10 protein-coding genes and 1 tRNA gene are annotated in these 13,256 nt (G+C 56.5%); 1 reads left to right on the forward strand and 10 read right to left on the reverse strand.

The window, feature by feature from the left end:
- Positions 1-73: 73 nt before the first annotated feature.
- The 5 genes from RCJ00_RS01005 to RCJ00_RS01025 all read right to left on the reverse strand — a co-directional run bounded on the left by RCJ00_RS01005 (position 74) and on the right by RCJ00_RS01025 (position 4,581).
- Complete coding sequence (locus tag RCJ00_RS01005; protein ID WP_316219723.1) at positions 74-640, reverse strand: cold-shock protein; 567 nt, start codon at positions 638-640, stop codon at positions 74-76.
- Positions 641-898: 258 nt separating this feature from the next.
- Positions 899-973, reverse strand: a tRNA-Glu gene (locus RCJ00_RS01010).
- A gap of 134 nt (positions 974-1,107) precedes the next feature.
- The gene (recJ, locus tag RCJ00_RS01015; protein ID WP_316219724.1) at positions 1,108-2,955 is read right to left on the reverse strand and encodes a single-stranded-DNA-specific exonuclease RecJ; all 1,848 of its coding nucleotides are present in this window, start codon (positions 2,953-2,955) and stop codon (positions 1,108-1,110) included.
- Between the two features lie 75 nt (positions 2,956-3,030).
- Complete coding sequence (gene glpX, locus RCJ00_RS01020) at positions 3,031-4,038, reverse strand: class II fructose-bisphosphatase (RefSeq protein ID WP_316219725.1); 1,008 nt, start codon at positions 4,036-4,038, stop codon at positions 3,031-3,033.
- A 132-nt stretch (positions 4,039-4,170) separates the two neighbouring features.
- Positions 4,171-4,581 (reverse strand): hypothetical protein, encoded by a 411-nt coding sequence (locus RCJ00_RS01025; protein ID WP_316219726.1) that lies wholly within the window; start codon positions 4,579-4,581, stop codon positions 4,171-4,173.
- A gap of 191 nt (positions 4,582-4,772) precedes the next feature.
- Between RCJ00_RS01025 and phaC the strand changes: the two genes are divergently transcribed.
- Positions 4,773-6,860: a class I poly(R)-hydroxyalkanoic acid synthase gene (gene phaC / locus RCJ00_RS01030; protein WP_316219727.1), complete on the forward strand. Its 2,088-nt coding sequence runs from the start codon at positions 4,773-4,775 to the stop codon at positions 6,858-6,860.
- Between the two features lie 236 nt (positions 6,861-7,096).
- Here phaC and RCJ00_RS01035 read toward each other — a convergent pair whose 3' ends face one another.
- Genes RCJ00_RS01035 through RCJ00_RS01055 form a run of 5 tightly spaced genes read right to left on the reverse strand, consistent with a single transcriptional unit; the run spans position 7,097 to position 13,250 of the window.
- Entirely contained in the window at positions 7,097-8,767 is a 1,671-nt protein-coding gene (locus RCJ00_RS01035) for a ribonuclease J (protein ID WP_316219728.1), read from the reverse strand.
- A 12-nt stretch (positions 8,768-8,779) separates the two neighbouring features.
- On the reverse strand, positions 8,780-9,559 hold the full coding sequence (locus RCJ00_RS01040) for a type III pantothenate kinase (protein WP_316219730.1): 780 nt from the start codon (positions 9,557-9,559) through the stop codon (positions 8,780-8,782).
- Entirely contained in the window at positions 9,543-10,301 is a 759-nt protein-coding gene (locus RCJ00_RS01045) for a biotin--[acetyl-CoA-carboxylase] ligase (RefSeq protein ID WP_316219732.1), read from the reverse strand. The genes RCJ00_RS01040 and RCJ00_RS01045 overlap by 17 nt, the downstream gene beginning before the upstream one ends.
- 6 nt (positions 10,302-10,307) lie before the next feature.
- On the reverse strand, positions 10,308-11,735 hold the full coding sequence (gene nuoN, locus RCJ00_RS01050; RefSeq protein ID WP_316219734.1) for an NADH-quinone oxidoreductase subunit NuoN: 1,428 nt from the start codon (positions 11,733-11,735) through the stop codon (positions 10,308-10,310).
- Positions 11,736-11,747: 12 nt separating this feature from the next.
- Positions 11,748-13,250, reverse strand: coding sequence for an NADH-quinone oxidoreductase subunit M (locus RCJ00_RS01055; RefSeq protein WP_316219735.1), 1,503 nt, complete (start codon positions 13,248-13,250; stop codon positions 11,748-11,750).
- Between the last annotated feature and the right edge of the window lie 6 nt (positions 13,251-13,256).

Raw genomic sequence — 13,256 nt, forward strand, 5'->3', positions numbered from 1 at the left:
GGTGGCGTTTTCAAGGCAAAAAAACAGGCAGCACGAGGCTGCCTGCTTTAAAAAATTTAATGAGGACGAGTCGTTAAACCAGTGCTTTTGGCTGAACTTCGGTTACGACCAGACCTTTTGGGCCTTCGCCGAAACGTACCATAATGGTATCGCCCTGCTGAACATCTTCGAGACCGTAACGACGCAGAGTTTCGATATGAATGAATATATCGGTCGGGTCATCGCCACGGACCACGAAGCCATAGCCCTTCGTGCGATTGAACCATTTTATGGTCGCCGTTTCCAGTTCGCCAACGCGGACATTTTCTGCAACGGAGCGCGAAGCCCGCGGCGTCGCATGACTCTCGGCGCGAGGTGCACCGGCATCGGCGACAACTTCAAGGTCGTCAATTTCGATGACTTGCCACCCCTTGGCGCGTTTAGCGATCTTACACGTGATCTTCGCACCTTCATGCGCGCTGTCACGTCCCATATCGCGGAGACTGGAAATGTGAAGCAAGACATCACGCATGCTTGTCAACGTGGCGTCTTGCGGAACGATAAAGCCGTAACCCTTGGCAGCGTCAAACCATTTTACATGACCTGAAATCGTTACTAACTCGTCGGCATCGCTTTTATTATTGTAATCAAACAAACTCATCTATCCTCACCCATGTCGCATGAAACAGATCAAGTGACATTCGTTATCATAACACGGATATCTCAAATTGGGAGATAAAAAGAGAAAATATTCGCACGGATTGAGAAAATACGCCAAAAAATCGCTTTAGGCGAGTAGAATTGTGATCACGGCTATACGTCTAAGCGTTAACTACAACTAATTTTCTGTGGATAGTTTCCAATATGAGATAAAAAATCAATCATATTGAACAGCCGATTAGGCAGATCGCGTCCTGAATGGCAGTCCCTAGGGGAGTCGAACCCCTCTTTTCAGGTTGAAAACCTGACGTCCTAACCGATAGACGAAGGGACCGCGTTCAAGAGGTGGGCTTGATAACCGTACTGATTTATCGATGCAAGCGGTATTTTGGTTTTTTACACAGTCGCTTCCACTTTTGGCCGAAAACCTCAAACAGCCCCTGTCACTCGGCTTTCCGGTCCAATAAGTTAGGCTTGGGCGATATCTTCTATTTCCAACTGGACGCCATTTCGTCCCATATAGTCATCAGCCTTCAGGCGACCTAGCACATGAATCCGGCCCGCAGGCCGCAGCAGGGCATCGCCGACCGGCGTGCCTTCCGCGCGCCAAACGATTCCTTTTAGCTTGGCGCCTGAATCATCCTGAAGTTCGAACCGCACGTGCCCCCCCTTCATTACTTGAGCGTAAGCGACCCGCACATCGGCAAATGCCAGAAGCGGTTCCGGGTTGCCCTGACCATACGGCGCCAGCAGGTCCAGCTTGTCGTAAAGACTGCGCGACGCGGCTCTGACGCTGAGAAGGGCATCGACCTCCAGAGCCTCGACCTGATCGGCCTCCGACACATGCGACGTCACATAGTCGTTTATAAACCGGCGCAATTCAGGAATTCGTTCTTGTTCTACGCTCAGACCGGCGGCCATGGCATGGCCGCCGCCCGACAGAAGAATGCCAGATTCAAAGGCCGCGCCGACCGCCTCGCCGAGGTTGACGCCGGCCTGGCTACGGCCCGACCCTTTGCCCATACCGCTGACAGGATCTATGCCTATGATAATGACCGGTTTATGCCACCGTTCACGCAGACGCCCGGCGACAATGCCGATCACGCCGGGATGCCAGTCTTCACGAGAGACAATGATGACTGGGTCTTCGGTCGGCCATAGCCCTTGGGCTTCGGCTATGTGCGCCGCGTCTTCCAGCACCTGGGCTTCGATGTCGCGACGCGTGCGATTGAGTTCGTCAAGTTCCTGCGCGAGCGCTGTTGCTTCGTCCGCGTCGTCGGTAGACAGTAGGCGCACGCCCAGGTCGGACCGCCCTACCCGGCCGCCGGCATTGATACGCGGGCCTATGACGAAACCGGAGTGGAAGGTACTCATCAAATTGACGGCCGAAATCTTATCGCCCGCTACGTCCATCAACGCCTTAATGCCAGCATTCTGACGTTTCGACATGATTTTCAGGCCCTGCGCGGCCAGGGCGCGATTGAACCCGGTCAGAGCGGTGACGTCGCAGATGGCGCCAAGCGCCGACAGGTCCAGCCACTGTCTCAGATCGGGCTTCGGCAGCGCAGTGAATAGGCCGCGTTTTTCAGCATCGCGATTCAGCGCGGCCAGAACGACGAAGACAACGCCCGCCGCAGCCAGATTGCCCTGTTTGGAGGTGCAGCCCGGACGATTGGGGTTGACGACGGCCAGGGCCTTGGGCGGTTCTTCGCGCATGAGGTGGTGATCGATAACAACAACATCGAGCCCGATGGTGGCGGCGTGATCGAGCGCCTTGTGGGCCATGGCGCCGCAATCGACCGTGATAACGAGGTCTGCCCCCTGACGCTTCAGGCTGTCGAAAGCTGCGTTGGAGGGGCCATATCCTTCGGTAACCCTATCTGGCACGTATACGGTCAGGTCATGGCCCATATGGCGGAACCAACGGACCAGTTGCGCAGCACTGGTGGCGCCATCAACATCGTAATCGGCAAAGATGCAGATTTTGGCCTTGCGTTCCAAAGCGTCGAGCATGGCCGAAACGGCCTTGTCCATGTCCATGAAGCCTGACGGTTCCGGAAACAGCGCCTTCAGCGTAGGGAAAAGAAAATCCTGCAAGCCGTCGGGCGTCACACCGCGGCCGGCGATGAAACGGGCCAACGGATCGACAAAATCCGCATCGGCGACGTTCATGAGTCCTAGGCGATGCGTGATGTCACGTAATGTATCGGCCGATACCCCGCGGGCGGCGATGCGTTCACGCCAAACCCGTCCGCTCAGGGAGGCGCCTACACCAAGGTAGGGCGGCACGTCGCGGACGGGAGAAAGCGTATCCATTTTTTACGGTATTTTCCGAAAAGTGTGGCGCACTTTTCGGGTCAAAAGTGCGTAGAACAGAACGAACCGAAGGGTCTAGGCCTTTACCAACGGGCGGCGCATCGAAAGTTTGCGTACCGTGTGCGTCTTGGACATCATGACCAAGCTTTCCGTGGTCACGAAGACTTCGCCGCGCGCGGTGGTTTCCTTTTGCACGCCACGCAGCAAGGCGCCGTGCGTGACGCCGGTGGCGATGAAGACGGCATCGGACGACACCAGATCGTCGAGCGTGTATTTGCGGTCGAAGTCGGTCAGCCCCAGCCGTTCGGCGCGGGACTTTTCATCGGCGTTACGGAACACGAGGCGTCCTTGGAACTGTCCGCCCACGCATTTCAGCGCAGCGCATGCCAGAACGCCTTCGGGCGCTCCACCCTGCCCCATATATATGTCGATGCCGGTTTCCGGCTGGGCGGTGTGGATGACACCGGCCACGTCACCATCGGTGATCAGGTGTACGCGGGCGCCAGCCTGACGCAGGCTCTTGATAATGCCGTCGTGACGCGGACGATCAAGCACGCAGGCAACGATTTCGGACACATCGACGCCCTTGGCCTTGGCTAGGGCGCGGACATTTTCTTCCGGCGTCCAGTCGAGATCGACAACGCCTTGGGGATAGCCGGGCCCGATGGCCAGCTTGTCCATATAGGTATCGGGCGCGTGCAGCATCCCGCCACGCGGGGCAAACGCAATGACGGCCAAGGCATTTGCCATGGCCTTGGCGGCCAGGGTGGTGCCTTCGAGCGGATCGAGCGCGATGTCTATGGCCGGCCCTTTGCCGGTACCGACCTTTTCGCCGATGTAGAGCATGGGCGCTTCGTCGCGTTCACCTTCACCGATGACGATACGACCGTCCATGTCGATGGCGTTGAGCGCCGTGCGCATGGCATCGACTGCGGCCTGATCGGCAGCCTTTTCATCCCCGCCCCCGATCTGTGCATAACAGGCAATGGCGGCCTCTTCGGCGACGCGCACAATATCGAGGCTCAGGTCGAAATCCTTGGCGGCGTAAGCGACGGGGTTGGTGAAAACGGAGGTTTCTGGCATTTGGCTATCTTCTGGCTTTAAAGGTTAGGCAAGCGGCTTTTTTATGTATGAGCGCCGCATTTTGCATGTGGCTGAACGGCTATGGCAGCCGTCAGTAGGAATTACCGAACGCCGCCGTGCGGCGGCGTCAGTTTAGTTGGCAATCGGCGGTGGAGCCGCGCGACGGCGCAGGTCGGCGCCCAGGGCGTTTATTTCGGCAGGTGACAGGGCGCCTTCAATCGGCTTAGAAAAATTTTGGTCCAGGCGATTGAGCGCGTTGGCAGCAAAAGCTTCAGGATTGTTGTTGTCCCAAACTAGGGCGCGGATTTCCATCCCCAACTGCCGGCCTTTGGCATCAGTTTCGCCAACATTGCGGCGAATCTCCGCAGGTGTCGGCACGTGAGCAGGCGGTACCGGAAATTCGGACCACTTAGGCATGTCGCCTATATTGACTGAGGGCGACGGTACGGTTGCGGGCGTCGACGGCTGAGTTTGGGCCTGCGCCGCACCGGCCAGCAGAAGTACTGTGGCGGCCGGAATAAGAAGGCGTTGCGCGATGGTCATATTTATATTGTCTCTCCACGGCGGAGTCTCATGACATCAGACCTTTGCGACACAAATCTGACGTTTGCCAAGTCGGCGCAAATTTACGTCCATGAGTAGGGGCAAGACAAGAGAAATATAATTTTAGTTGGTGGATTGGCCCGGCACGGCCCTATATATCCGGTTACGCGAAAAAAGTGGAGACGCCCGTCATGACGAAAACCCCAAAGACACCGGCAAAAAAGGCGAGCGACGCGGCGCCAAAATCCACAACCGGCGCCAAGGTTGCGCCGAAGACTGCGGCCAAGGCGGCGTCGAAACCTTCGGCAAAGTCAGCTCCGACCCCGGCACCCGGTGCAAAGCCAAGAGTTACAACGGCCGCCAAGGCGGCCCCGAAGACCGCCCCGAAGGTCGCGGCTAAGACGGCGGTGAAACCAACGGCAAAGTCACCTCCGCCTCCAACTCCCGAAACAAAGCCTAAAGTCGCACCGGACGTGCAACTGCCGGGCACGGACGCACCAGGGTTCAATACAGACGCCGTTAAAAACCTCGAGCAATTGTCGGTGAATATCGCCAAGGCGGCCATGACGGCCCAAAGCGCCTTGGCCAAGACGGTTTTCGCCCAGCCCAATCTGGGCACCAATGCGCCCCCACCCGATCCGTTCCAGGTCGGGCCCGCCATGGGCGAAATCATGGGGTCTTTGGCCCAGAAACCTGACAAGCTGATTGAGGCGCAGGCAGAACTGCTCACAGGTTACATGGAATTGTGGGGCAAGGTGGCCCGGCGTACCCTGGGCACCGAGCCGGCCGAGACCGGCAAACCGTCGGACAAGCGATTCGCGGATCCGAAATGGCAGGAAAATGCCATGTTCGACATGATGAAGCAGTCCTACCTGCTGTCGTCGAACTGGATCAATAAGTTGATCAGTTCGGCGGATGGTGTCGATCCCATGGTCAAGCGCCGCGCCGAGTTTTTCACCAAGTTGCTCACCGACGCTATGTCGCCATCTAATTTCCTTTTGTCCAATCCGGCGGCACTGGCAGCTTTGCAGCAGACCAACGGCGAGAGCCTGGTCAAGGGTATGGAGAAGTTTGCCGAAGATCTGGCGCGCGGCGACGGCAAGCTGAAGATCAGCCAGGCGGACTATGACAGCTTCGTTGTCGGCAAGAATGTCGCCACAACGCCCGGAAAGGTCATTTATCGCGGCGCCTATTTCGAGTTGCTGCAATACAGCCCGACAACGGAACAGGTCCGTGACATTCCGCTTCTTATCTTTCCGCCTTGGATCAACAAGTTTTATATTTTGGACTTGCAGGCTAAGAACTCGTTGATCAAGTGGCTGGTTGATCAAGGTTTTTCCGTATTTCTCGTCGCATGGGTCAACCCGGACATATCGATGAAGGACACCACCTTCGAGGACTACATGTTCGGCGGTATTTACGAGGCGGTGCAGAAGGTTATCGAGCAGACGGGCGCCAAGTCGGTCAATGCGGTCGGGTATTGTATCGGCGGCACCTTGTTGGGCTGTACGCTGGCTCACATGGCGGCCAAGGGCGACAAGACGATATCGGCCGCAACCTTCTTCACGGCCCAGCATGATTTTTCCGAAGCCGGCGATCTGTTGTTATTCACCAGCGAAAGTTGGCTGAAGGAGCTCGAGCGCCAGATGGATGCGGCCGGCGGGGTATTGCCGGGCTCGGCTATGGCCGATACGTTTAACTCCCTGCGTGCCAACGATTTGATCTGGTCGTTCTTTGTCAATAACTACCTAATGGGCAAGGATCTGACACCGTTCGATCTATTGTGCTGGAATGCCGATCAGACGCGTATGCCTAAGGCGCTTCATCTGTTCTACTTGCGCAAATTCTATGGTGAAAATGCCCTGAGCAACCATAACCTGGTCCTTGCGGGCGTCGATATAGATTTGAAAAACGTTACCATTCCGATTTACGAACAGGCGGGACGCGAAGACCATATTGCACCGCCGGGCTCGGTCTATAAGGGCTCGAAATTGTTCGGTGGACCCGTCACTTACATGCTAGCCGGATCAGGCCATATCGCCGGTGTGGTCAATCACCCCGATGCTAAAAAATACATGCACTGGCTCAACTACAAGCATCCAGCCACTTTCGCCGAGTGGCTGCAAGGTGCTGAAGAACATCCGGGGTCGTGGTGGCCCCATTGGGCCGGGTGGCTTAATGAACGTTCGGGCCCGATGGTCCCTGCGCGCGATCCATCAAAGGGGAAGCTGAAACCGATAATGGATGCGCCGGGAGCCTATGTTTTGGTCAAATCGTGATTCGAAACGGTTTAAATATAAAAAAATATCAAATGCTTATTGAGAATATTTAGCATTTGAATTGAGCGATTAAAAACAAATCATCCGCAGAAAGTCAATATTGATTTTCCGCGGGTGATTTGCTTTTTATTTTTTAAATCAAAGAGATATCCGATTAGGGATAGGTTTTTGGATAGGCTGTGTCATTCCGCGCCTGATTGTCAATATTGACATGACATGCTCGACATCAGGACGACTTAGGTGCGCAATATGATTGTTTCGACGATAGGACGGCGCCCCCAGATTGCCTGGGCTGCCTTTTTGACAACGCGAGCGACCACAGTCTCGACGGCTTCATCTTCATCGCGACCTTCAGACGGAATGGCCTTGACCGCTTTCTCAACGCTCTGGCAAATCTGTTCCAGCTGATCTGAAATGGTGTCGTCGTCCTCAAAGGCGAGACCCAGTCCCCTCACCTCGACGATCGACGCCAGGCGGTTCTTGCTATCCAGTGCAAAGGCGACGAACATCATGCCATTGTGCGCGGCATGACGGCGTTCGCGCAGGGCGTCGGACGCTTCCGGAACCAAGTGACCGCCATCGACGAAGAGCCGCCCCGACGGTACCTCGTCTATGATTTCAGCTCGGCCGGGGGCCAGACGTACCATATCGCCGTTGCGCGGCGTAATTTGCTCATCGATACCGACTTCTGCGGCCAATGCGGCGTGTTTCAGAAGGTGACGGCGCTCACCGTGAGTTGGTACAGACACGCGTGGGCGCGCCAAGGCGTACATTTCCTTGAGTTCGTCACGGCACGGGTGACCTGATACATGGATGCCCGGGTGGTCACGTTCGGTATGAATTTCCACCCCCAGGTCCGACAAGCGATTTTGCAGCGACCGGATTGAGATTTCATTGCCGGGAATGACGCGCGACGAAAATATGCAGGCGTCGCCTTCCCTGAGCTTCACCAACGGATGATTGCCGTCGGCGATGCGTGACAAGGCGGCGCGCGGCTCTCCTTGTGAACCGGTACAAAGATAAAGCACTTCGCTCGCCTTGAGGTTGGCAGCTTCGCCTTCGCTTACGGGGTCGGGAATACCATGCAAGAGGCCGACATGGCGCGCCGCAGCGGTAATACGATGCATCGATCGTCCGACCAGGCACACACTACGGCCGGCTTCCATGGCGGCACGCATGACCGAATCCACCCGCGCCACATTGGAGGCAAAACAGGCGACGGCGACACGCTTTTTCAGCCCCTTGATGACGCGGGCCAATTCGACCCGGACGTCGTCCTCAGACCCCGCGCGACCTTCGACGAACACATTGGTGGAGTCGCAGACCATGGCGAGCAGGCCTTCGTCGCCTAACTTGCGAATAGCGGGGATATCTGTCGGGCTGCCGGTGATCGGCGCCTCGTCGAATTTCCAGTCGCCAGTGTGAAAAATGGTGCCCAACTCAGTACGAATGGCCAGCCCGTTGGGTTCAGCGATCGAATGGGTCAGGGTTATATAGTCGATGTCGAATGGGCCAAGCTTGACATTGCCGTTGAGCGGCACTTCGGTCAGGTTGACGTCATCCAGAACACCCGCTTCGCGCAGCTTTTCACGAACCAGGAAGGCGGTGAATGGCGTCGCGAAAACCGGGGCCTTGATCTTATCCCACAACCAGCCCAGCGCACCAATGTGGTCTTCGTGGGCATGGGTCAGAACGATACCGAGAATATTTTCGCCGACTAGAAATTCCGGGTCGGGCACGATCACCTCGATACCCGGTGTCGTCAGGTCGCCGAAGGTGACGCCGACGTCGACGATGATCCACTGGCGGTTATCCGCCGGCCCAAACCCGTAAAGGTTCAGGTTCATGCCGATCTCGTTAGATCCGCCGAGCGGCAGGAAGACCAGTTCGTTCTTGTGCTTTTTCATATGTACGCCAAATCACCGCGCGTGTTGCGCAAGCGTTCGCTTATAGATTTCCAAGAGGCCGCGCAAGGTCAGGTCATGATCGAAATGGTCTATCTTGTCCGTTGCGCCTTCAAACAGCGATGCCACGCCCCCTGTCGCGACAACGGTCATATTTTGTCCGTACTCAGACTGAATGGCAGAGATGAGATATTCAATTAGACCGATGTACCCCCAGAAGATGCCGGATTGCATAGCGCTTACTGTGTCCTTGCCGATCCGTCTGGCTGGGCGTTCTATGGCGATACGCGGGAGCTTGGCCGCCGCCAGATGCAGGGCCTGAAGTGACAGATTGATACCGGGCGCTATAGCGCCGCCTTCATAGCCGCCATCGGCCGCAACGACATCGAACGTCGTGGCTGTGCCGGAATCGATTATAATCAGCGCCCCCGGATAGCTCATATGACCACCAATGGCATTGACCAGCCGGTCCGCCCCCGCCTCTTTGGGCTTATCTATCCGAATGTCTATACCAAGCGTCGTGTTCTCACCGATGACGAAAGGCTGGCGATCGAAATATCGCTGGGCCAGCTTGCGCAAATTGAAGAGCGATTGCGGCACGACGGACGAAATGATGCAATCGCTAATGAACTTGAAGTCCAACCCTTGCATCTGCATCAATTGATAAAGCCAGGCCGCGTACTCATCGGCTGTCCGCGTGCTTTCGGTGGCGACGCGCCACTGAGCGACCCATCCCGAACCATCATGAATGGCAAAAAGGGTGTTAGTGTTGCCCTGCTCAATGGCCAGAAGCATGTGCGTCTCCGTAGGTAATGTCGCCTCCGGTAACGGTATATATCTGTCCGTCCGCCGCTTCGATTTTTAGCCCCCCAAACTCATCCAGGCCCTTTATATGTCCGGAAACCGTTCTGCTTTCGTGCGTAACGTTCAGTATCCGATCACGACCATAGGCGCGCTTGAGCCAGGCCTTGGCGATATCGTTGAAATCCTTGTTGCGCCAAAGATCGAGCACGCCATCAAGATGGCCGTTCAGTTTATGCAGCAGGGCGACAGGATCAAGGTTTTTCGCTTCCGGGCTGATATCGCGCAGAGAAACGGTTGAGTAGTTTTCAATGATCGGCGCGGCGCGCATATTAATGCCGATACCGATGACAATGCCTAGATGGCCGGGCTTTTCGAAAGATTCGGTCTGGACGATGAGGCCGCACAGCTTGCGTCCCCGATGTAGAATATCGTTAGGCCACTTAATGCGCATACTCTCGTCCGTATCGGGAATAAGTGGCCGCAGCATCTCATATACGGCCAAGGCCGTTACGAAAGACAGTTGCGGCACCGATCGGACGTCGATCTCCATGATTTCCCATCGGGAAGCCATGAAATTCCCTTTGGTGCCAACCCAGGTCTTGCCGTGCCTGCCAATACCCTTGGTCTGCTCCTTTGCCAAAATCCAGCCTGAGCCGGATCGCCCTGCCCGCACTCGCGCCAGCCCTAGGTCCTGGGTCGATGGCAAGGAGTCGAAAATCTCAAAATCGGCCACAGCCCGTTAGCTTCCGAAACCCTGAGCCGCTGTCTGTGCCAACGGATAGACGAAGATCAGGAAGGCAATGACGACCGGGAATGAAAAGGCGGCGGCGGCATAGGCAATCCATTTGGCTTCGCGCGGTGACTTATCCATCTCACCACCCGACGCGTCGAACCACATCAGCTTGATAATACGCAGATAATAGAAGGCCGAGATGACCGAGGCGACAAGACCGGCGGCCGCGAACGGCCATAGGCCAGCAGAAATTGCGGCGCCGAACACGAAGTACTTGGCCCAGAAGCCGCCAAATGGGGGCATACCGAGAACCGACAAAGCCAGAATGGTGATGGCGATGGTCAACGGCATATTTGTCTTGGAAAGACCTGCCAGGCTGTCGATGCGCGTGATAGACTCACCCTTGCGGCTGAGCGACATCTGCGCGCTGAACAGGCCCAGTGTATCGACCATATATAGGACGAAGAACATCAGGAGTGACGGGATGCCGCCAAGACCGGCAGCGACGGCCAGAAGGGCATAGCCCATATTCGCTATCGACGAATAGGCCAGAAGTCGCTTGATATCCTTCTGCATCAGACCGCCGAGGCCGCCGACAAGGAAGGAGAGAACCGAGAGAACCAGAATAACCTGGCGCCATTGATCGACCTGCGCTTCGAAGCCGGTCTGAAGAACGCGGGCGAACAGAACCATGGCAGCGAACTTAGGGGCGCCAGCGGCGAAGGCGACGACGGGCGTCGGCGCGCCTTCGTACACATCAGGCGTCCACATGTGGAACGGCGCCGCGGAGACCTTGAATGCCAGACCACAGATCAGGAAGACCAAGCCAAAAACCAGACCGACATTTAGGTTGGTCGTCGCCGTTTCAGCGATGACATGGAAGTTCATCGAACCGGCGAAGCCGTAAATCAGCGATGCGCCATAAAGCAGAAGGCCTGACGACAGGGCGCCCAGCACAAAGTATTTAAGACCGGCTTCCGATGATTTGGCATCGTCACGACGGAAGGCTGCCAGGACGTACAGTGCCAGGGATTGCAGTTCCAGGCCGACATACAGCGCAATCAGGTCACCAGCCGACACCATCATGCTCATACCGAGGGCGGCGAGCAGGATGATGATCGGAAATTCAAAGCGGCGGGCGCCCAGTCGGTCAAAATAGCCCTGTCCCAGAACGATGACGAAGACGGCGGCGATATAGATGGCGACCTTGGCGAACAGGGCGACGCCGTCGACAATGAACGAGCCTGAGAAGGCGGATCCCTGGTGGGAGAAGGCTGCTGCAAAGGCGGCGCCAATAAGGGCCGCCCCGCATAGTGCGCTGACCGAGGTCATGCCCTTATCGCCGCGGAATGCGCCGAAAACAAGGATCAGCAGGGAAGAAACCGCTAGGATTGCTTCCGGAAGCGCCAGGTTAAGAGCGAGATTGAAGTCCATTTTTGCTCGTCCTTATCCGCCGATGATCGCCTGATAGGTCGCAACGACCTGATCTACGCTGGCAGTGGTAATATTGAATACGAAGGCCGGATAAATCCCCAACGCAATCGTGCCGATGATCAGAGGCGTGAAAATGATGATTTCACGTAAACTGAGGTCGGGATATTTCTTGAGTTCGTCATTGACGACTTCACCGAACATCACGCGCTTGAAAAGCGTCAAGGCGTAGACGGCGGAGAAGATGACGCCCGACGTTGCCACGAAGGCCACCCAGGTGCCCCACTTATAGGCACCGGTCAGCGAGGTGATTTCACCGATGAAGCCCGAAGTGCCCGGCAGGCCGACATTGGCCATGGTGAACAGTAGGAAGACAAAGGCGTAATGCGGCATGAGTTTCGTAACACCGCCGTAAAAGGCGATTTCGCGGGTATGCCAGCGGTCATAAACGACACCGACGCAGAGGAAGAGCGCCCCTGAGATCACGCCGTGGCTGATCATCTGGAAGACCGCACCTTCTACGCCGAGTTTGTTTCCGGCGAAGATGCCCATGGTGACAAAACCCATGTGCGCGACCGATGAATAGGCGATCAGCTTCTTGATATCCGTCTGGCGGAAGGCGATCAGCGAGGTAACTACGATGGCGATGACAGACAGCGCCATGACCAGCGGCGCGAACATTTCCGACGCGTACGGGAACATGGGCAGGTTGAAGCGGATGAAACCGTAGCCACCGAGCTTCAGAAGGATACCGGCCAGCATAACCGAACCGGCGGTCGGCGCCTGAACGTGGGCGTCTGGCAGCCAGGTATGGACCGGCCACATTGGCATCTTCACCGCGAAGGACGCGAAGAAGGCGAACCACAGGAAGGGCTGAACCTCACGGGCGAAGGCGAACTTGGTCAGAAGCGGAATATCGGCCGTGCCAGCAACATTCACCATGTACAACATGGCCGCCAGCATCAGGACGGACCCCAGAAGCGTGTACAGAAAGAACTTGTACGATGCGTAGATCCGGTCCTTGCCACCCCAGATGCCGATGATCAGGAACATCGGGACAAGGCCACCTTCGAAAAAGATGTAGAACAGGAACATATCGAGCGAGGTGAACACCCCGATGACCAGGGTTTCCAGCAAGAGGAACGCGATCATGTATTCCGAGATACGTTCCTTGATCGACTCCCAGGAAGCCAGGATACACAGAGGCATCAGGAAGGCGGTCAGAACGACGAAGAGGATGGAAATCCCATCGACGCCCATGTGGTAGGAGACGGGGCCAAACCACGAATAGTGTTCTTCGAATTGATAACCCGGATCGGCACGGTTGAACCCGGCCAGCATCACGACGGACAGGGCCAGCGTGATCAGGGTCGTCCACAGACTGATCCATTTGGCGTTCTTGGCGATGATTGCCTCATCGTCCTTACGCGCCATGAAGCGCAGCACGGTAATCACCAGCGCACCGAAGAGCGGCGCAAAGGTTACGATACTGAGCAAGTTGGGGATAGCGGGTGTCATTATAAA

This window comes from Asticcacaulis aquihabitans (assembly GCF_032490435.1).
Classification (GTDB): domain Bacteria; phylum Pseudomonadota; class Alphaproteobacteria; order Caulobacterales; family Caulobacteraceae; genus Asticcacaulis.

Excerpts from the sequence above, each read along its gene's own strand:
- RCJ00_RS01005 (WP_316219723.1), bottom strand. The coding sequence starts at position 640 with ATGAGTTTGTTTGATTACAATAATAAAAGCGATGCCGACGAGTTAGTA.
- recJ (WP_316219724.1), bottom strand. The coding sequence starts at position 2,955 with ATGGATACGCTTTCTCCCGTCCGCGACGTGCCGCCCTACCTTGGTGTA.
- glpX (WP_316219725.1), bottom strand. The coding sequence starts at position 4,038 with ATGCCAGAAACCTCCGTTTTCACCAACCCCGTCGCTTACGCCGCCAAG.
- RCJ00_RS01025 (WP_316219726.1), bottom strand. The coding sequence starts at position 4,581 with ATGACCATCGCGCAACGCCTTCTTATTCCGGCCGCCACAGTACTTCTG.
- phaC (WP_316219727.1), top strand. The coding sequence starts at position 4,773 with ATGACGAAAACCCCAAAGACACCGGCAAAAAAGGCGAGCGACGCGGCG.
- RCJ00_RS01035 (WP_316219728.1), bottom strand. The coding sequence starts at position 8,767 with ATGAAAAAGCACAAGAACGAACTGGTCTTCCTGCCGCTCGGCGGATCT.
- RCJ00_RS01040 (WP_316219730.1), bottom strand. The coding sequence starts at position 9,559 with ATGCTTCTGGCCATTGAGCAGGGCAACACTAACACCCTTTTTGCCATT.
- nuoN (WP_316219734.1), bottom strand. The coding sequence starts at position 11,735 with ATGGACTTCAATCTCGCTCTTAACCTGGCGCTTCCGGAAGCAATCCTA.
- RCJ00_RS01055 (WP_316219735.1), bottom strand. The coding sequence starts at position 13,250 with ATGACACCCGCTATCCCCAACTTGCTCAGTATCGTAACCTTTGCGCCG.